Below are 17515 nucleotides of genomic sequence, written 5' to 3'. Positions count from 1 at the left end.
TGCGGACACTACCGCCCCGGCGTGTTCCGGATCACGCTGTCCGGCACGGACCGCAGTCGTCGTCAGAGGGAGCGTCGTGACCGCCACGCAGGAGACCGGTACCGCTGCGGCACCGTGGGTGGGAACCCGCATGCAGCGCAAGGAGGACCAGGCGCTGCTCACCGGCCGGGCCACCTGGACCGACGACATCGCCCCGCCCGGCACCCTGCACATGGTCGTCGTGCGCAGCCCGCTGCCGCACGCCCGGATCGTCGCGGTCGACACCGCCGCCGCGGCCGCCGCCCCGGGGGTCCGCGCGGTGCTCACCGCCGCCGACGTCGACGACGAGTTCCTCGCCGGCATCCCGTGCGGCTGGCCGGTCACCGAGGACATCCGCATCCCCGACCACCGCCCGCTCGCCCGCGACGAGGTCAACCACGTCGGCGACGGCGTCGCGGTCGTCCTCGCCACGAGCGCCGCGGCCGCCCGTGACGGCGCCGACCTCGTCGACGTCGAGTACGCCGAGCTGCCCGCCGTGGTCGACATGGCCGACGCCCTCGCCGACGGCGCCCCGGTCGTGCACGGGGAGATGGGCACCAACCACTGCTACACCTGGCCGCTGGCCACCGGCGACGTGGACACCGCCTTCGCCGAGGCCGAGGTCGTCGTGTCCGGGCGCTACCTGCAGCAGCGGGTCGTCCCCTCGCCGATGGAGCCGCGCGCGGTGGTGTGCGTGCCGGACCCGGTCGGCGCCGGGTTCACCGTCTACACCGCCACCCAGGTACCGCACTTCGTCCGGGACATCCTCGCCGCGGTCACCGGTATCCCGGACACCCGGATCCGGGTCGTCGCCCCGGACGTCGGCGGCGGGTTCGGCGCGAAGCTCAACGTCTACGCCGAGGAGTTCCTCGCCCTCGTCCTCGCCCGCCGGCTGAGGGCACCGGTGAAGTGGACCGAGACCCGTTCGGAGCACCACCAGGCCACCACGCACGGCCGCGGCCAGATCCAGGACGTCTCCGTCGCCGCCACCCGCGACGGGAAGATCCTCGGGATGAAGGTGGAGCTGCTCGCCGACATGGGCGCCTACCTGCAGCTGCTCACCCCGGGCATCGCCGTGTTCGGCGCGTTCACCTTCTGCGGGCTCTACGACTTCGGGCACTACTCGTTCACCGCGAAGGGCGTGTTCACCAACCTCACCCCGACCGACGCCTACCGCGGCGCCGGCCGGTCGGAGGCCGCCTACGGCCACGAGCGGATCATGGACGACCTGGCCCGCGAGCTCGGCATGGACGCCGCCGAGGTGCGGCTGCGCAACCTGCACCCCAAGTTCCTCGAGCCGCGCACGGTCCCGTCCGGGGTGCAGTACGACTCCGGGGACTACGAGACCTGCATGCGCCGGGCGATGGAGCTGGTCGGCTACGACGAGCTGCGCGCCGAGCAGGCCCGCCGCCGCGAGTCCGGCGACCCGGTCCAGCTCGGCATCGGGTTCGGCAACTTCACCGAGTCCGGCGGTCTGTCGCCGTCGAAGGTCGCGGCCGGGGTCCGGCTGCAGTCCGGCGGCTGGGAGCAGGCCACCGTCCGGATGACGACCAGCGGGAAGGTCGAGGTCGTCACCGGCACCTCCCCGCACGGGCAGGGCCACGAGACCGCCTGGTCGCAGATCGTCGCCGACCGACTCGGTGTGCACCCCGACGACGTCGAGGTCCTGCACGGCGACACCCTGGTCGCGCCGTTCGGGCGCGACACCTACGGCTCGCGCAGCCTCGCCGTCGGCGGCACCGCGGTGCACCTGGCCGCGGGCAAGGTGCTCGACAAGGCGATGCAGATCGCCGCACACCTGCTGGAGGCCGACGAGAAGGACCTGGAGTTCACCGGCGGCCGGTTCTCGGTGGCGGGGACGGCCGGGCCGTCGGTGACCATCCAGGAGGTGGCGGGCGCGGCGTCGCTGGCGAACGACCTGCCCGAGGGCATGGAGCCCAACCTGACCGCGGACTCGGCGTTCGACCCGCCGAACTTCACCTGGCCGTTCGGGACGCACGTGTGCGTCACCGAGGTCGACACCGAGACCGGGTTCACCCGGATCCGCCGCTACGTCGCCGTCGACGACTGCGGGGTCGTGGTGAACCCCACGATCGTCGAGGGGCAGCTGCACGGCGGCATCGCCCAGGGCATCGGGCAGGCCCTCTACGAGCACGCCACCTTCGACGAGGCCGGCAACCCGACGGCGGGCAACCTGGCGTCCTACGCCGTGCCCGCCGCGACCGACCTGCCGCACTTCGAGCTCGAGCAGCTGGTCACGCCGTCGCCGACGAACCCGATGGGGGTCAAGGGGATCGGCGAGTCCGGCGCGATCGGCTCCTCGCCCGCCGTGGTGAACGCGGTGATCGACGCCGTCGCACACCTCGGGGTGACCCATGTGGACATGCCCGCGACGCCGCAGGCGGTCTGGCGGGCGATCACCGCCGCGTCCGGCCAGACTGCCTGAACCCACCGGGAGGGAGACCGGACATGGTGGACATCAACTGTGACATGGGCGAGTCGTACTCGATCTACCACTGCGGCGACGACGAGGGACTGATGCCCTGGGTGACCGTCGCCAACGTGGCGTGCGGCTTCCACGCCTCCGACCCACGGGTCATGGCCCGCACGGTCGCGCTGGCCGAGCGGCACGGGGTGAAGGTGGGGGCGCACCCGTCGCTGCCCGACCGGGAGGGCTTCGGCCGCCGCGAGATGACGCTCGACCGCGAGGAGCTGACCGCGGGCGTCGTCTACCAGATCGGTGCGCTGGCGGGGTTCCTGCGCGCGCACGACATGGAGCTCAACCACGTCAAGGTGCACGGCTCGCTCTACGGCATGTCGGCCCGGGACCCGGAGGTGGCCGCCGCGATCGCCGACGCCGCCGATGTCTTCGGCGCCCCGCTGGTCGGCATGGTCGGCACCGCGCACGAACAGGTCTGGGGTGACCGGCCCGCGGGGTTCGTCGCCGAGTACTACGCCGATCTGGACTACCGCGACGACGGCTCGCTGATCATCACCCGTGAGCACGAGGCGTTCGACCCGGTGCGGTCCGCGGAACGCGCCCTGCGCGCGGTCACCGAGGGGAAGGCGACCTCGGAGAACGGCAAGGAGCTCACCGTGCGCGCCGACTCGGTCTGCGTGCACTCCGACACCCCGAACGCCGTCGAGCTCGCCCGTGCCGTGCACGACGCGCTGAAGCCCCACCTGAGCAGCTGAGAAGGAGTACCGCAGTGCCCCGACACGAGGTCGTCTCCCCGATCCCCGGTGTGTTCTACCGCCGTCCCGACCCCGGCAGCCCGCCGTTCGCCGAGGACGGCGCAGCCGTCACCGACGACCAGGCGATCGGCCTGGTCGAGGTGATGAAGTCCTTCCACCAGATCCCGGCGGGCGCCACCGGCACCGTCGTCGAGTTCCTGGTCGGCGACGAGGACGAGGTGGACGCCGGCCAGCCCGTGGCGGTGGTGGAGACGGCATGAGGCTGCTCGTCGCGAACCGCGGCGAGATCGCCGTCCGGATCATCCGGGCCGCGCGGGACCTGGGCATCGGCACCGTCGCGGTGCACTCGAAGGCCGACGCCGACGCCCTGCACGTGCGCCTGGCCGACACCGCCGTGGCGATCGGGCCCTCGCCCGCGTCGAAGTCCTACCTGGTCGCCGACGCGATCCTGGCCGCGGCGACCGAGACCGGCGCCGACGCCGTCCACCCCGGCTACGGGTTCCTGTCCGAGCGGGCGTCGTTCGCCGCGGCCGTCGCCGGTGCGGGTCTGACCTTCGTCGGCCCGGACGCGGCGACGATCGAGCGGATGGGCGACAAGGTCGCCGCCCGGGAGGTCGCGCGCGCCGCCGGGGTCCCGACCGTGCCCGGTACCCCCGGCGGGGTCGCCGATGCCGACGCCGCGGTCGCCGCCGCCCAGGAGGTCGGCTACCCGGTGATGCTCAAGGCCGCCGCCGGCGGCGGCGGCCGGGGCATCCGGGTCGTCGCCGACGCCGAGGCGCTGCGCACCGCGTTCGGGCAGGCCTCGACCGAGGCGGAGAAGGCGTTCGGCGACGGCACCATGTACCTGGAGCGGTTCGTCGAGCGCGCCCGGCACGTCGAGGTGCAGGTCCTCGGCGACGGCCGCGACGCCGTCCACCTGTTCGAGCGGGAGTGCTCGCTGCAGCGCCGCAGGCAGAAGGTCGTCGAGGAGGCGGTGTCGCCGGGGATCACCGGGGCGACCCGCGAGGCGATGACGGCCGCGGCGGTCGCGCTGTGCCGCGAGGTCGGCTACACCTCGGCCGGCACCGTGGAGTTCCTCGTCGACGACGAGACGGGGGAGTTCTTCTTCATCGAGATGAACACCCGCATCCAGGTCGAGCACCCCACCACCGAGCTCGTCACCGGCATCGACCTGGTCGCCGAGCAGCTGCGCGTCGCCGCGGGGGAGCCGCTGCGGTTCACCCAGGACCGGATCTCCCGGCGCGGGCACGCGATCGAGTTCCGGGTCTGCGCGGAGGACCCGGAACGGGACTTCCTGCCCCAGCCCGGTGGCGTCGGGCGGGTCACGCTGCCGTCCGGGCCGTGGGTGCGCTGCGACACGTGGCTGGAGCCGGACGGGACGGTCCCGCCGTACTACGACTCGCTGCTGGCGAAGGTCGTGGTGTGGGGTGCCGACCGGACCGAGGCGCTGGCCCGGTCCCGGCGCGCGCTCGACGAGTTCTCCGTCGCCGGGATCCCGACCACCGCCGGGCTGCTCCGCACCCTGGCCGGGGAGCCGTGGGTCGCCGACGCCGACTTCCACACCGGGACCCTCGAACACTGGCTGGCCGAAGGGAAGGGGACCTCATGAGCGCCCGCTACAGCTGGGGCGGCGACGAGTTCGTGTTCGTCGAGCTGGCCGAGGACATGAGCCTGCAGGCCAACTTCAAGGCCGTCGCGATCACCAACCTGCTCCGCTCCGAACGTCCGGACGGCATCCTGGAGATCTGCCCGGCGAACGCCTCCTACCAGGTGCGCTACGACCCCGACGTGCTCGACCCGCACGCCCTGATGGCGCAGCTGACGGAGCTGGAGACCCGGGTCGGCGACGCGCTCGGGGTCACCCTGGACTGCCGGGTCGTCGAGATCCCGGTGCTCTACCAGGACCCGTGGACCACCGAGACCCTGATGCGGTTCCGCGACCGCCACCAGGACCCCGAGGCCACCGACATCGAGTACGCGGCCCGCATCAACGGCTACGCCGGGGTGGACGAGTTCATCGCCGCGCACTCCGGATCGCCCTGGTTCACCTCGATGGTCGGCTTCGTCGCCGGCCTGCCGTTCAAGTACCAGATGGTGCCCCGGGACCGGCAGATCGTGGTGCCGAAGTACCTGCGCCCGCGCACCGACACCCCCAAGCAGACCGTCGGCTACGGCGGCTGCTTCTCCTGCATCTACTCGGTTCGGGGGGCCGGGGGCTACCAGATGTTCGGCATCACCCCGGCGCCGATCTACGACCCGACCCAGACCAAGCCCGACTTCACCGAGCACATGGTGTTCATGCGGCCCGGGGACATGGTCAAGTTCCGCGGCATCGACCGCGACGAGTACGACCAGCTCCACGCCGCCGCCGAGGCGGGGGAGTACCGGATCACCGCCCGTCCGGTGGCGTTCGACCTGCAACCGTTCCTCGACGACCCCGACGGCTACAACAAGCGCCTGCTGGAGGTGCTCGCGTGACACGCATCGAGGTCCGCAAGCCCGGTCTGTCCACCACCGTGCAGGACGGTGGCCGCTCCGGCTACTACCACCTGGGCATCCCGCCGTCGGGCGCGCTGGACCAGTACTCGCTGACCTGCGCGAACGCTCTGGTCGGGAACCCGGACGGCGCCGCCGCGCTGGAGATCGTCTACATGGGCCCGGAGCTGGTGTTCACCGGCCCGGCGACCCTCGCCGTCGCCGGGGCGACGATGGCCCCGAAGGTCAACGGGTCGGCGGTGCCGGGCTGGGAGTCCTTCGACGTCGCCGAGGGCGACGTGCTGTCGTTCGACTACCTGAAGGCGGGCGCACGGGCCTACCTCGCGGTGTCCGGCGGGATCGACGTGCCGGAGAAGCTCGGCAGCCGCGCCACCTACGCGCTCGGCGCCCTGGGCGGGCTCGACGGCCGGCCGCTGGCCGAGGGCGACGTCCTGCCCGTCGGGTCCGGCACCGGCCGGGCCGGGCTCGTCGTGCCCGAGGACCTGCGGCCGTCGCTCGCGAAGGACGTCGAGGTCCGGGTCGTGATGGGGCTCTACGACCACCGGCTCACCGACCGGGGCCGCACCACCTTCCTCGACACCACGTGGACGCTGACCCCGGTCGCGGACCGGATCGGGTTCCGCTACACCGGCGGGGAGCTGGAGACCGTCGACCGCGAGCCGCCGTTCGGGGCGGGCCAGGACCCGTCGAACATCGTCGACTCGCCCTACCCGATCGGCTCCATCCAGGTCCCGGGCGGTGTGGAGCCGATCGTGCTGCACCGGGACGCGGTGTCCGGCGGCGGCTACATGATGGTGGCGACGGTGATCTCCGGGGACCTCGACGTCGTCGCCCAGTCGGCGCCGCGCACCCGCACCCGGTTCGTGGCGGTCGACCTGGAGACGGCGCTGTCGCTGCGGGCCGAGCGCAAGGACCGGCTCGCGCGGATGCACAGCGCACTGGAGCGGTGACACCGCTCCCGCTCACCCGTTCGGGCTGGCCCCGCAGCGCCGTCTGGTCCAGACTCGACGCTCGGTGACGCGGGGCGGTACCGGACGTGGGGGAGGACCGAGCGATGAGCGGCAGGCACCGGAGGGCGGCGGGGGCCGGACTGGTCAGGCGGGTCCTGGCCGTGACGGTCCCGGTGGTCGGGGCGATCGCAGTCGCCGCGGCGGTCGTCGTCACCGTGACGCCGGGGGAGCAGCCCGTCGCGGCGCAGGGGGAGCAGGGGGAGCAGACCGGCCCCGGCCCGGCCGCGCCGCTCGCCGCCGGTCCCGCGGTGCCCGGCGGTGGCTCCCCGGCGCGGACGGCCGACCCGGCACCGGTCGCGCAGGCACCGGTGCGGGCGGCCGCCGACGCCGCGGCCGCCGCACCCCGGAACCCCACGGCGGGGTCGCCCCGGGAGCCGGGGTCGCCGGGTACGGCCACCGGCGGGTCCGGCCCGGTCCGGTCCGGCGGGGGTGGTGCGTCGCGCGCCGCCGCACCGCCGTCGACGACCGGCGGGGCGGACGGCCCCGCTCCGGTGGGCCCGGGTGACGGCACGGCCGGTGACCGGACCGCGCCCGGACCACTCGCCGTCGCGCCCGGCGCGGGCCCTGCGCCGGCGCCCGGCCAGGTCACCGCTCCGGACGACACGGCTCCGGACGAGACCGCCCCGGACGAGACCGCCCCGGACGACACCGCACCCGGCGACGACACCGGGTGGTCCGCCCCGTCCCGGCCGACGGTCCCGCGGCCGGTGGTGCCCGCCCCGCGCGTGGCCGTCCCGCCCCAGGCCGCCCCACGGTCCGCCGCGCCGCCGGACGACGACCCGGCCGGCAGCGGTTCCTCCGGTGTCTCCCCGGGCACCGTCACACCGGCCGACCCGGACACCGGCGCCGCGGACGGGGCGCTGCTCCGGCTGCGCCTGCGGATCGCCGAGACCCCGCCCGTCGACGTCCGGGTGCCCGGACCCGCGCTGTCGCTGCTCGGGGGCTGAGCCCGGCCGCCCGTCCGGGCGGCGCGCAGTTCACCCCACCGGGACGGCCCGCGACGGCGACACACCCGTTCGGTGCATGGCCGTACCGCCGCCCGCCGGTGACGATCACCCTATGCGCACGGCGAGCGGTTCCACCACGTGACCGGCCGGCACCGGATGCCGGGCGGGTCCGGCCCGGACCCCCTCGGGCCCGAGGTGTGGCCGAGCTCCGCTGCCCGCTCCCGGGGCGCGACCGCGACGGCGCCCGTCGGCCCGTGGGACGCGCCACGACCGGTCGAGGGCCGGGCCCAGCAGCCGCGGGGCCGCCGGCGTCTCCGTGTGACCCTGGCCGGGGTCGTCCCGGTGGTGCTGGTCGCGTCGGTCACCGTCGCCGGTCTCCTCGGGACCGGGGTGCTCGGCGGGGTCGCTCCGGCGGACCAGCGGGTCGACGACCACGTCCCGGTACCGACCTTCGCGTCCGGCCCGACCGTCGACGACGCCTCGTCGATCCCGATGCCGTCGCGCTGGTACGGCTCCGGCACCGGGATCGCGCCCACCACGGCACCGGTCGCGGCCCGCGAGACGCGCGCGGCCGCCGTCGCCGACGGGGCGGTGCGCGCGGCCACGGCCCGGATCGCCGAGGACCGCCGGATCGCCGAGGAGCGCCGGGCCGCCGAGGCCGCCGCACGGGAGCGTCAGGCCGCGGAGCAGCGCGCGGCGCAGGACCGTGCCGCGCAACGGGCCCGGGAGCAGGCCGACGCGCGCCGTCGCGCCGCCGTCCCCCCGACCGCGGCACCCACGACCCCGCCCGCCCCGACCACCACCCCGGCCCCGCCGACCGGCACCGCGCCCGACGACGCCCGGACCGCGACCCCCGCCCCGACCGGGGGCGCCCCGCGCACCGAGGGCGTCGTCTGTCGTGTCGTCCGGTTCGTGATCGTCCCCTGCTGAGGCCCGGCCGGGCGATGCAGGTTTGAGCCCCTCCGGCTCCGGCTACCGACAGTACAGGAGGCGATCACGATGAGCGCACGGCACCGACGTCCACGCACCACGCCGGGCCGCCTGGCCCTTCTCGGCACCGTCCCGCTGGTCGGCGGTGCCGGTCTGGCGGCCGCCCTCGTCGGTGGCGCCGACGGCACGGACCCGGCCCGGGACATCACCCCCACCGCCGCAGCCGCCGACGGCGCAGCGGTCGACGGCGCAGCGGTCGACGGCGCAGCGGTCGACCCGACCGACGCCATCGCCGTCCCCGGGCGCGGTGAGATCGTGCTGGACGCCGTCGGCGGGGCCCGCGACGCCGCCACCCGCGCGGGCGACGCACAAACCGCGGACCGGGTCAGCACCGTGGCCGCCGAGCTGCGCGACCAGGCACGGTCCCGGGCCGACGCTGCCCGCGCCGCCGGGGACGCCGAGCTCGCCGCCTACCACCGCGACGAGGCGGCCCGGCAGGACCGGGTCGCGGACGCCTCGCGCCCCGTCGTCCCCGACGAGCAGACCGGCGACGACGAACTCGCCGGCACCTCGCCGCTCTGCCGCGCCGCGGACGTCGTCCGGCTCGGCCCGCTCACCGCGGCCGGCCCGCAGTGCGACGAGGACCCGTGGATTGCCGGCCAGGTCGAGGACGCGATGCGCCGCGGCGGTCTCGACCGCCCCGTCGGCTGACCCGGCCTACGGCTCGAGCACCGTCAGTCCCAGCGCCGCGCAGATCGCGCCCGCCTGGGTGGGGGAGACGATCGCCCCGCGCAGCTCGCGTGGGGTGTCGGAGGTGACCTCGCCGAGGTCGCAGCCCCGCAGGTCGGCGCCGTCGAGCCGGGTGGACCGCAGCACCGTGCCGCGCAGCCGGCACCGCTCGAACCGGACGTCGCGCAGGTCGGCGCCGGACAGATCGGCCTCGGAGAGGTCGCAGTCGGCGATCCGCAGCCCGCGCATCGCGACGTCGCGCAGGTCGGCCAGCTGCAGCGAGCAGTCGTCCAGGACGAACGACGCCGTCAGCCCACGCAGTCCGCGCAGGACGGTGCCGATCATCCGGCAGCCGGTGAACCGGGTGTCGCCGAGCGTCGCCCCGGCCAGCCGGGCCCCGGACAGGTCGACACCGCCGAGCACGGCGTCGGTCAGGTCCGCCTCGCGCAGATCGGCCCCGGCCAGCGACGTCCCGGTGATCCGCGCCCGGTCCAGCCGTACGCCGCGCAGATCGGCTCCGGCGAGCGAACCGCCCCGCAGGACCAGCCCGGCGAGGTCGGTCTCCCGCAGGTCGGTCTCGTCGAGGACGGCCGAGCCGACCTCCACGCCGTCCCGGGCCGCCGCGAGCAGGTCCTCCGCCGTCGTCACCGCCGTCACGGGCGACAGCGTGGCACGGTCAGGATGCGGCGGGTGCGTCCGGGCCCACCGGCAGGCAGCGCACCGGGTCCGCATGGGCCGGGTCGAGCGCGTTGAGCACGTGCTGCAGCGTGACCGGGTCGAACGCGACGGCGACGTGCTCGGCGAGGTCGGTGGGGCAGCCGTCCTGCAGGACGATGTTGTGCGCGCCGTCGAGCAGGCCCGAGGTGTAGGGGACGACCAGCTCGTCGTAGCGGGTGAGGATCATCGTGTAGTCGACGCCGTCGGCGCGGGGCCCGCCGTCGGAGCTCATGCGCTGCAGGAAGTCCGAGCCGCGCAGGAACTGGCGGCAGGACGCGCACAGCGGGTCGAGGACGGTGCCGACCGCCGGGCCGAGGCCGAGCTGCTCACCGGTGCGGTTGAGGAACGCCAGCCCGGCGGTGCTCGTGCCGTCCCAGAGCGGGGTCAGGCCGACGTAGCGCCGGACCTTCTCGGCGCCGCCGAGGAACCGGACGTAGTGGTTCGGCATCAGCGAACCCTCGGAGTGGCCGACGATGTCGACCTTCGCGGCACCGGTGGCCCCGCGCACCCGGTCGACGAACGCGGCGAGCTCGGCGGCGCTGTCCTCCATCGGGGCGAGCCCGCCGACCTGGGTCAGCGGCGGCGGGGCCAGGGGGTTGCGGCCGTAGGTCAGGGAGAACACGCAGTAACCGCGCTGGGCCAGCTGCGGGGCCATGTAGGCCCAGTTGTTCCCCTGGTTGGCCGAGAGGCCGTGGACGAGGACGACCGGCTCCGGGTGCGCCTCCGACGGCCGGCAGCCCCAGTCGTTCGACCCGGGTGGGGAGGGGTCCAGCAGGTCCTGCACCGACGCGACCTGCTCGGGCTCCGGTGCCGCCGCCTGGGCGGGCGGGACCAGCGCGAGGCCGACCGTGCACACCGCGACCGCGATCGAGACGACCGCCGCCCACCTGCGCCGGTCGTTGCCCTGTCCAGCCACCAGCCGCCTCCTCGGATGCCGTCGTCACGAGGATCAACGACGACGGTCACCGGAGGTTGCGCACCGTCACCGGACAGGGCCGTCCGGGGGAGGGGTGACTACTCCGTCCGATCCTGACCGGCGCTCCCCTCCGGCTCCGTGGACCCGTCGTGCCGGGGGACCTGGTCCTGGCGGGGACGTCCGCCGCGGCGCATGTTCCCGTTGGTGGTCCGCCGGGTCGGGTCGACCAGGCGTTTCCACTTGGCCTGGGCCGCCTGACGGCTCGACAGCTGGGCCTGGACGGCGTCGGCGACCTCCTTCCAGGTCATCCCGCCGGCCCGCAGGGTGCGGATCAGGTCGCGCTCGTAGTAGTCGGCCAGCCGGCGCATCTCCTGCACCAGGGCGTACCAGGCGGCCGCCCCGTCGTGGGTGAGGACGCCGTCGGCGGCCCGCTCCTTCATCCCGTCCAGCTGTTCGGTGATGGACTCCCGCTTCTTCGCGATCGAGGGGTCGGCCCGTTCCAGCCAGCGCTGCGCTTCCTCGTACCTCATGATGTCAATGGTTCATTGACGCGTGCGCGCGGTCAACCGTTGCGCGACACGGGCGTGTCGCGGGGGAGCGGGCCACGACGACGGCCGCGGTGCCGGTGACCGGGCCACGCGCCGGTGGCACCACGGGTGCCCCGGGGGTGCCGGTCGTCGCCGGAGGAGGCCCAGGAGGCCCAGGAGGCGCCGGGAGCGCCCTGGACGGCCCTGTGCGGGCCGCCGCGGCGGGGACGGACCATCCGGCGGCCACGCACGACCGGGCCTGTCCAGGGCCCGCTGAACCTCCCGCGGCCGGACGGGGGCGAACCGGGATGCCCCCACGGCTGTCGAGACCCGCTCGTGGTCCGGATCCCCGCCGCCGGCGCCTCGGTTTCCTCTGAGGTCAATGTTTCATTGACGCTTACTTGTAGTCATCGAAACGACGACAACAGAACCGCCAAGACCGGGCCGAACCGGGGGAGCGGCCGTCAGGTGAGGGGGAGGCTGAAGCCGTCGTGGGTCCGGAGGAACCCGAGGCGCTCGTAGAACCGGTGGGCGTCGGTACGGGACCGGTCGGAGGTGAGCTGGACGAGCGCCGCGCCACGTCGACGGGCCTCGTCGACGGCGTACCGGACCATGGTCGCCCCGAGCCCGTCGCCGCGCCGGCCCGCGGCCACCCGGACGGCCTCGATCCGTGCCCGCAGCGCGCCGCGGCGGGCCAGGCCCGGCAGCAGGCTGAGCTGCAGGGTCCCGACGACCGTGCCGTCGTCGTCGGCGACCAGGAGCAGGTGTCGCGGGTCGGCGTCGAGCTCGGCGAACGCGGCGAGGTAGGGCGCCAGGTCCTCCGGGGCCTCCCGGGTGGCGCCGAGCGGGTCGTCGGCCAGCAGCGCGACGACGGACGGCACGTCACGGACCGTGGCCCGGCGCAGGACGGGTACGGGCACGGCGGGACCTCTCGACGCGGGACGGCGGGGGAACGGGCTCCCCGAGTGTCCCGGAGTGATGTCGTGCGGCCGGGCTGGGAGTCCGCCGGGGTCAGCGGTCACCATGAGGGGCATGTCCCTCGACACCCGCGACCGGGCCGACGGCACCACCCCCGCCGCCGCGTCCGCTCCCGCTCCGACCGGCGGCGACCCCGTCACGGTCTCGTTCACCCGTCGCGCCGACCCCGGTCACGCCGCGGAGATGACCGCCTGGATCCGCTCCGGCCTGCTCATGGCCGAGGGGTTCCCCGGCTTCCTCGGCGGCGGCTGGGTCCGCAGCCGCGACGGCTCCGACGAGTGGCACATGCTGGCCCGCTTCGACTCCCCGGAGTCGCTCGGGCGCTGGGAGGCCAGCCCGGAGCGCCGCTGGTGGCTCGGCTCCGCCCAGGGCCTGGCGGAGATGACCCGGGCCGAGCGCCGCACCGGGATCGAGGGCTGGTTCGACCAGCCCACCGCGGTGGAGACGGCCGGCCCGCCCCAGGTCACACCGCCGCGCTGGAAGCAGGCGACGACGATCTGGCTCGTCTTCTTCCCGATGAACCTGCTGGCCACGGTGACCCTCGGCGCGCTGCTCGCGGACTGGCCCGTCGTGCCGCGGCTGGCGGTCACGACGATCGTCCTGACCCCGGTCATGGTGTACGTGATGCTGCCCTGGATCACCCGCGTCCTCGGGTGGTGGCTGCAGGGCAGGCGGTTCCGCGACCGGCACCACGTCCCGGTGGGCTGATCACCCCCGGGGGCTCCCCGGATCACACGGAGCGAGGCCGCTACCGTCGTTCGGTGCTCACCTCCGAAGCGACGGTCGCCGCGCCGGCTCCGGTCGACACGCTCCGCGACCGTCGACGCCTGCGCTGGGCGGGCCGGCTCGGCCTCCTGGCGTTCGTGCTCGCCGTCGCGGTGCCCTTCCTGCCCGTGGTGCAGCACACGACCACGATCGTCTGGCCGTCGGTGACGGACGGCACCGCCGACGTCAACGCGCCGCTGGTCGCGCTGCGCCCGGAGACGATGTCCGTGGTCGTCCCCGCCGACGCGATCCGCAGCCTCGACGACCGCACCGACGGCTCCGCCACGGTGCTGTCGACCGTTCCGCCGGAGTCGCCGGAGGGCGCCCGCTCCGGGATGGTCCTGACCGTCGCCGACGGCCAGCTGGCGCTGGTCGACCGCGGACAGCAGCTCGCCACGGCGCCGCTGCGGGCCGGCCCGTCGGAGGTCCGGATCACCTCCGACGGCACGTCCACCACGATCGACCTGGGCTCCGGCGCGCAGACCTTCGAGGGCGACCTGCGGCCGCAGGTCGTGGGGATCTACTCCGACCTGGACACCGCGCTCGACCCGACGGCCGGTACCGCGGTCCGGATCACCCCGGACACCCGCTTCGACACCAGCCCGTCGGTGTGGAAGACCGCGGCCACCGTCGTCGCCGTGGTGGCGCTGCTGGGCTCGCTGCTCGCGCTGGCCGGCGTCGACCGGCACCTGGGCCGCAGCCCGCACCGGGCGGGGCGCGACGCCATCGGCGGTCTCGCCGGGCGGTGGCCGCCGCGGCTGCGCCGCTGGTGGTCCCGTGCGAGGCCCCGGCCGATCGACCTGATCGTCACGGTGGTGCTGGTCGGGTGGGCCGCGATCGGGGGCCAGACCTCCGACGACGGGTTCACCCTCGGCATCGTCCGCGACGTCCCCACCTCTGGCTACGTCGGCAACTACTACCGCTGGTACGACGCCGCGGAGGCGCCGTTCGGCTGGTTCTACGACCTCTACGCGCTGTGGGTGCGGGTCTCGGACTCGCTGCTGTGGCTGCGGCTGCCCTCGGTGCTGATGGGGATCATGGCCTGGTGGCTGGTCTCCCGCGGCCTGCTCCCGCGCCTGGGCCGTCAGGCCCGCCGCTCCCGCGCCGCCACCTGGGCCGCGGGCATGGTGTTCCTGGCGTTCTGGATGGCCTACAACTCCGGGCTGCGGCCCGAGCCGGTCGTCGTCGTGTGCTCGCTGCTGGCGCTGGTCTGCGTCGAGCGGGCGCTGGCCCTGCAGCGGCTGCTCCCGGTCGCGCTCGGCCTGTTCGCGGCATCGATGGCGGTCGGGGCGAACCCGGCCGGGCTGATCGCGATCGCGCCGTTCATCGCCGGTGTGCGTCCGTTGTGGCACCTGCTCGCGGCCCGTATCCGGGCCGTCGGCGCGGTGCCGGTGCTCGCGCCGCTGCTGGCCTCGGGCACCGCGATCCTGATGATCGCCTGGGCGGACCAGAGCTGGGCCGCGGTGATCGACTCCACCCGGCTGCGGTCCGACATCGGACCGGACTGGCCGTGGTACACCGAGATCGCCCAGCGCTACGCGCCGTTGTTCGAGGGGCTCGCGGACGGGTCCATCGCGCGCCGGTTCCCGATCCTGCTGGTCATCCTCTGCCTGCTGGCGTGCGTGGTCGTGCTGATCCGGCGCAACCGCATCCCGGGCGCCGCGCTCGGCCCGGCCCAGCGCCTGATCGGCAGCACCGTGATCGCGCTGCTGATCTTCGCGCTGACGCCGACGAAGTGGACCCACCACTTCGGCGACCTGGTCGGCCTCGGCTCGGGCATGGTGGCGCTCGCCGCGATCGCCACCGGCTCCGACGTCCTGCGCTCCCTGCGCAACCGGCTCGCGTTCCTGTCCGCGGTGTTCCTGGTGGCGGCGCTGTCCGCGGCCGGGCCGAACCTGTGGTGGTACACGAACAACTGGGGCGTGCCGTGGGCCGGCGAGCAGGTCACCGTCGCCGGCTACGAGCTCTCCACGATCCTGCTGCTCGTCGCGCTGCTGCTCGCCGCGGGCGCCGGTGTCGAGCACCTGCGCGGGATCCGCGAGGAGCGTCACCCCGACCAGCTGGCGGGTGTCGAGCGGGCACTGGGCCGGATCCCGCTGCTGGGCCGCTGGGTCCGGGCCCGGGACTGGCGCCGCGACGCGTCGTCGGCGCTGCGGGCGACACGGCGGCTGCGGCTGACGTCGGCACCGCTGGCGGTGCTGTGCGGACTCCTGGTCACGTTCAACGTGTGGTCGATGGTCTCGGCCATCCAGGACCGCTCCGGGACCTGGACGATGGGCGCCGACGCGCTGTCCCACCCGTTCGGCGGGTCCTGCGGGCTCGCCAGCCAGGTGTTCGCCGAGCGCCGCCCCGTCGACGGCGTGCTGCCCCCCGCCCCGGAACCGACCGGGATGGCCGCTCCGGCCCGCTCCGGGCTGCTCCCGACCGTCGCCCCGCCGCCCCCACCGGGGGAGCCGACCTCGACCCCGGCACCGCTGCCGCCGGGCGTCGTCCCCGCGAACAGCCCCGACGCCCAGCTGCTCGACCCCAACAGCGGGGGCAGCGGCTTCGTCCGCAACGGCATCCCGCCGACCGGCGGCGGGACCGGGGCCTCCGGGTTCGAGTACGTCCTGTCCGGCGGCCTGGGGAGCGACGCGGCGCCCGCGTTCGGCAGCTACCTGCCCCGCGGCGACCGCAACACCGGCACCCTGCGGACCCCCTGGGTGATGCTGACCGCCGAACAGCGCGCCGGCACCACGCCGCTGGTCGTCACCGCGGCCGGGCGCCTGGGCAACGGGAACCGGCTCACCGTCCAGTACGCGACGCGGCTGTCCGACGGGCGGGTCCGCGTGGTCGAGCAGACCACCCTCGACGACGGCCGGGGGGAGGAGATGCCGTGGCGCGAGCTGCGCTTCGACCTGCCCGACACCGCCCGCGCCGCGACCGAGGTCCGGATGGTCGTGCAGGACAACTCGCTCGGCGCCGACGGGTGGCTCGCCGTCGCACCGCTGCGCGCGCCGCAGCTGGCGCCGCTGTCGCAGGTGGTGGGCGACCAGCCGATGTTCCTGGAGTACCCCGTGTCGCTGGCCAGCCCGTGCCTGCACCCGTTCCGCACCTCGGGCGGGATCGCCGAGGTCCCGGCCTACCGCCTGCAGGCCGACGGCAGCCAGATGCGCGGCGACGGCGAGGGCTGGTCGTCCCCGCAGGCCGGCGGCCCGCTGGGCTGGATCACCGTGATCGGCAAGCAGGCGGAGCTGCCCACCTACCTCGAGGGCGACCCGGGCCGGGACTGGGGCAAGGTGCAGGCGATCCAGCCGTACCGGCCGAACGCGGTCGCGCCGACCCTGGAACGTCGCGACGTGGACCGTTCCGGGCTCTACAGCTCCGGTCCGCTGCCGGCGCCGCCGCCGGGCATCCCGTCACCGAGCCGGTGACGACGGGCCCCGGGCCGGACCGGCCCGGGGAGCGGGGTCAGCCGCTGAACTCGACCGCGGGTGCCGCGGCGGAGGGCTGCCTGCGCTCCGCGGGGGCCTCGTCCCCGGTCTCGCTGTCCGGGACGGCCCGCGCCGTCGGCACGGCCTCGGCGGCGGGCTCGCCGGTGATCGGGCCCTGCGGCGTGTCGCCCGCGGCGTCGCCGTCCTGGGCGCGGCGGTGGGCCTCGACGACCTCGGACGGGATACGGCCCCGCTCGGACAGCGTCCAGCCGTTCTCCCGGGCCCAGGCCCGCACCGCGCGGTTGTGCTCGCGGGTCGCGGTGTCCGAGCCGTCCGCACCGCTGCGCCCGGCCGACGGCGCGGACACGCCCGCGTTGCGTCCGGTGCGCGGGGCCCCCGCGGCACGCGCGACCCCGACGAACGGGGCGAGCGCGTCCCGCAGCGCCGCGGCGTTGTCCGCGGTCAGGTCGATCTCGAACCGGCGGCCGTCGAGCCCGAAATCGACGGTCTCGTCGGCGTCGCCGCCGGTGATGTCGTCGACCAGCCGGATCGTCTCGACCTTCGCCACTGCAGTTCCTCCCGGTTCGCCGCCCCGGATTCACCCGGGATCTCCGGCAGCATAACGACGGAGGCCCTCCTAATCGTGGGCGCCCGGCCGGGCGGAACGGCGGAACTCCCGCGCCCGGACCACACTCGGCCTGGTCGGACGCACCTCACGGAGCGTTCCGATCAGGACGGCGAGGCCGATCAGGACAATGACCAGCAGTACTGCGACGACTGCGCTCACGGTGTTCTCCTCGCCGGTCGGTACGCGGCCACCCGCCGCCGGTGAAAGTGCGATGTACCGACGATAGGAGCGTGCCGAATGGGTCGG

General features: G+C 75.0%; 17 protein-coding genes. 11 read left to right on the top strand and 6 right to left on the bottom strand.

Going from position 1 to position 17515, the window contains the following annotated elements:
- Positions 1 to 130: 130 nt before the first annotated feature.
- The 9 genes from KPF22_RS15635 (at position 131) to KPF22_RS15595 (ending at position 9307) form a co-directional block, all read left to right on the top strand.
- Entirely contained in the window at positions 131 to 2464 is a 2334-nt protein-coding gene (locus tag KPF22_RS15635) for a molybdopterin cofactor-binding domain-containing protein (RefSeq protein WP_255624829.1), read from the top strand.
- A 23-nt stretch (positions 2465 to 2487) separates the two neighbouring features.
- Positions 2488 to 3213 carry a 5-oxoprolinase subunit PxpA gene (pxpA, locus tag KPF22_RS15630; protein ID WP_208825112.1) on the top strand — a complete coding sequence of 242 codons (726 nt, stop codon included), beginning with the start codon at positions 2488 to 2490 and terminating at the stop codon, positions 3211 to 3213.
- Positions 3214 to 3227: 14 nt separating this feature from the next.
- On the top strand, positions 3228 to 3473 hold the full coding sequence (locus KPF22_RS15625) for an acetyl-CoA carboxylase (protein ID WP_020625095.1): 246 nt from the start codon (positions 3228 to 3230) through the stop codon (positions 3471 to 3473).
- Positions 3470 to 4822, top strand: coding sequence for an acetyl/propionyl/methylcrotonyl-CoA carboxylase subunit alpha (locus KPF22_RS15620; protein ID WP_208825110.1), 1353 nt, complete (start codon positions 3470 to 3472; stop codon positions 4820 to 4822). The genes KPF22_RS15625 and KPF22_RS15620 overlap by 4 nt, the downstream gene beginning before the upstream one ends.
- A complete protein-coding gene (locus tag KPF22_RS15615; RefSeq protein WP_062395016.1) occupies positions 4819 to 5691 on the top strand; it encodes an allophanate hydrolase subunit 1 in 873 nt (290 codons plus the stop codon). The genes KPF22_RS15620 and KPF22_RS15615 overlap by 4 nt, the downstream gene beginning before the upstream one ends.
- Positions 5688 to 6659 carry a biotin-dependent carboxyltransferase family protein gene (locus tag KPF22_RS15610; protein ID WP_224402500.1) on the top strand — a complete coding sequence of 324 codons (972 nt, stop codon included), beginning with the start codon at positions 5688 to 5690 and terminating at the stop codon, positions 6657 to 6659. Before KPF22_RS15615 ends, KPF22_RS15610 begins: the two co-directional genes overlap by 4 nt.
- Before the next feature lie 104 nt (positions 6660 to 6763).
- Positions 6764 to 7666 carry a hypothetical protein gene (locus KPF22_RS15605; RefSeq protein WP_208825106.1) on the top strand — a complete coding sequence of 301 codons (903 nt, stop codon included), beginning with the start codon at positions 6764 to 6766 and terminating at the stop codon, positions 7664 to 7666.
- Positions 7667 to 7804: 138 nt separating this feature from the next.
- Positions 7805 to 8596: a hypothetical protein gene (locus KPF22_RS15600; protein WP_224402499.1), complete on the top strand. Its 792-nt coding sequence runs from the start codon at positions 7805 to 7807 to the stop codon at positions 8594 to 8596.
- A 69-nt stretch (positions 8597 to 8665) separates the two neighbouring features.
- Positions 8666 to 9307, top strand: coding sequence for a hypothetical protein (locus KPF22_RS15595; protein ID WP_208825102.1), 642 nt, complete (start codon positions 8666 to 8668; stop codon positions 9305 to 9307).
- A gap of 6 nt (positions 9308 to 9313) precedes the next feature.
- Here KPF22_RS15595 and KPF22_RS15590 read toward each other — a convergent pair whose 3' ends face one another.
- From KPF22_RS15590 to KPF22_RS15575, 4 genes are all read right to left on the bottom strand, one after another.
- Positions 9314 to 9982, bottom strand: coding sequence for a pentapeptide repeat-containing protein (locus KPF22_RS15590; RefSeq protein ID WP_208825100.1), 669 nt, complete (start codon positions 9980 to 9982; stop codon positions 9314 to 9316).
- 19 nt (positions 9983 to 10001) lie between these two features.
- On the bottom strand, positions 10002 to 10958 hold the full coding sequence (locus tag KPF22_RS15585; RefSeq protein ID WP_224402498.1) for a triacylglycerol lipase: 957 nt from the start codon (positions 10956 to 10958) through the stop codon (positions 10002 to 10004).
- A gap of 98 nt (positions 10959 to 11056) precedes the next feature.
- Complete coding sequence (locus KPF22_RS15580) at positions 11057 to 11488, bottom strand: hypothetical protein (RefSeq protein ID WP_224402497.1); 432 nt, start codon at positions 11486 to 11488, stop codon at positions 11057 to 11059.
- A gap of 461 nt (positions 11489 to 11949) precedes the next feature.
- A complete protein-coding gene (locus KPF22_RS15575) occupies positions 11950 to 12405 on the bottom strand; it encodes a GNAT family N-acetyltransferase (protein WP_224402496.1) in 456 nt (151 codons plus the stop codon).
- 112 nt (positions 12406 to 12517) lie between these two features.
- On the opposite strand from KPF22_RS15575, the gene KPF22_RS15570 reads away from it, so the two are divergent.
- Both KPF22_RS15570 and KPF22_RS15565 read left to right on the top strand, forming a co-directional pair.
- Positions 12518 to 13171, top strand: coding sequence for an antibiotic biosynthesis monooxygenase (locus KPF22_RS15570; RefSeq protein WP_083474738.1), 654 nt, complete (start codon positions 12518 to 12520; stop codon positions 13169 to 13171).
- 53 nt (positions 13172 to 13224) lie between these two features.
- A complete protein-coding gene (locus KPF22_RS15565; RefSeq protein WP_224402495.1) occupies positions 13225 to 16641 on the top strand; it encodes an arabinosyltransferase domain-containing protein in 3417 nt (1138 codons plus the stop codon).
- Positions 16642 to 16678: 37 nt separating this feature from the next.
- Here the strand turns inward: KPF22_RS15565 and KPF22_RS15560 are convergent, their stop codons facing one another.
- The gene (locus KPF22_RS15560; RefSeq protein WP_308010405.1) at positions 16679 to 17209 is read right to left on the bottom strand and encodes an Lsr2 family protein; all 531 of its coding nucleotides are present in this window, start codon (positions 17207 to 17209) and stop codon (positions 16679 to 16681) included.
- 69 nt (positions 17210 to 17278) lie between these two features.
- Positions 17279 to 17428, bottom strand: coding sequence for a hypothetical protein (locus KPF22_RS15555; RefSeq protein ID WP_224402494.1), 150 nt, complete (start codon positions 17426 to 17428; stop codon positions 17279 to 17281).
- Positions 17429 to 17515: the final 87 nt, after the last annotated feature.

Origin of the sequence: Pseudonocardia sp. ICBG1034 (genome assembly GCF_020131375.1) — a bacterium.
Classification (GTDB): Bacteria; Actinomycetota; Actinomycetes; order Mycobacteriales; family Pseudonocardiaceae; genus Pseudonocardia; species Pseudonocardia alni.
This window is presented reverse-complemented; position numbering and strand designations above follow the sequence as displayed.

Excerpts from the sequence above, each read along its gene's own strand:
- KPF22_RS15595 (WP_208825102.1), top strand. The coding sequence starts at position 8,666 with ATGAGCGCACGGCACCGACGTCCACGCACCACGCCGGGCCGCCTGGCC.
- KPF22_RS15615 (WP_062395016.1), top strand. The coding sequence starts at position 4,819 with ATGAGCGCCCGCTACAGCTGGGGCGGCGACGAGTTCGTGTTCGTCGAG.
- KPF22_RS15580 (WP_224402497.1), bottom strand. The coding sequence starts at position 11,488 with ATGAGGTACGAGGAAGCGCAGCGCTGGCTGGAACGGGCCGACCCCTCG.
- KPF22_RS15620 (WP_208825110.1), top strand. The coding sequence starts at position 3,470 with ATGAGGCTGCTCGTCGCGAACCGCGGCGAGATCGCCGTCCGGATCATC.
- KPF22_RS15605 (WP_208825106.1), top strand. The coding sequence starts at position 6,764 with ATGAGCGGCAGGCACCGGAGGGCGGCGGGGGCCGGACTGGTCAGGCGG.
- KPF22_RS15635 (WP_255624829.1), top strand. The coding sequence starts at position 131 with ATGCAGCGCAAGGAGGACCAGGCGCTGCTCACCGGCCGGGCCACCTGG.
- KPF22_RS15570 (WP_083474738.1), top strand. The coding sequence starts at position 12,518 with ATGTCCCTCGACACCCGCGACCGGGCCGACGGCACCACCCCCGCCGCC.
- pxpA (WP_208825112.1), top strand. The coding sequence starts at position 2,488 with ATGGTGGACATCAACTGTGACATGGGCGAGTCGTACTCGATCTACCAC.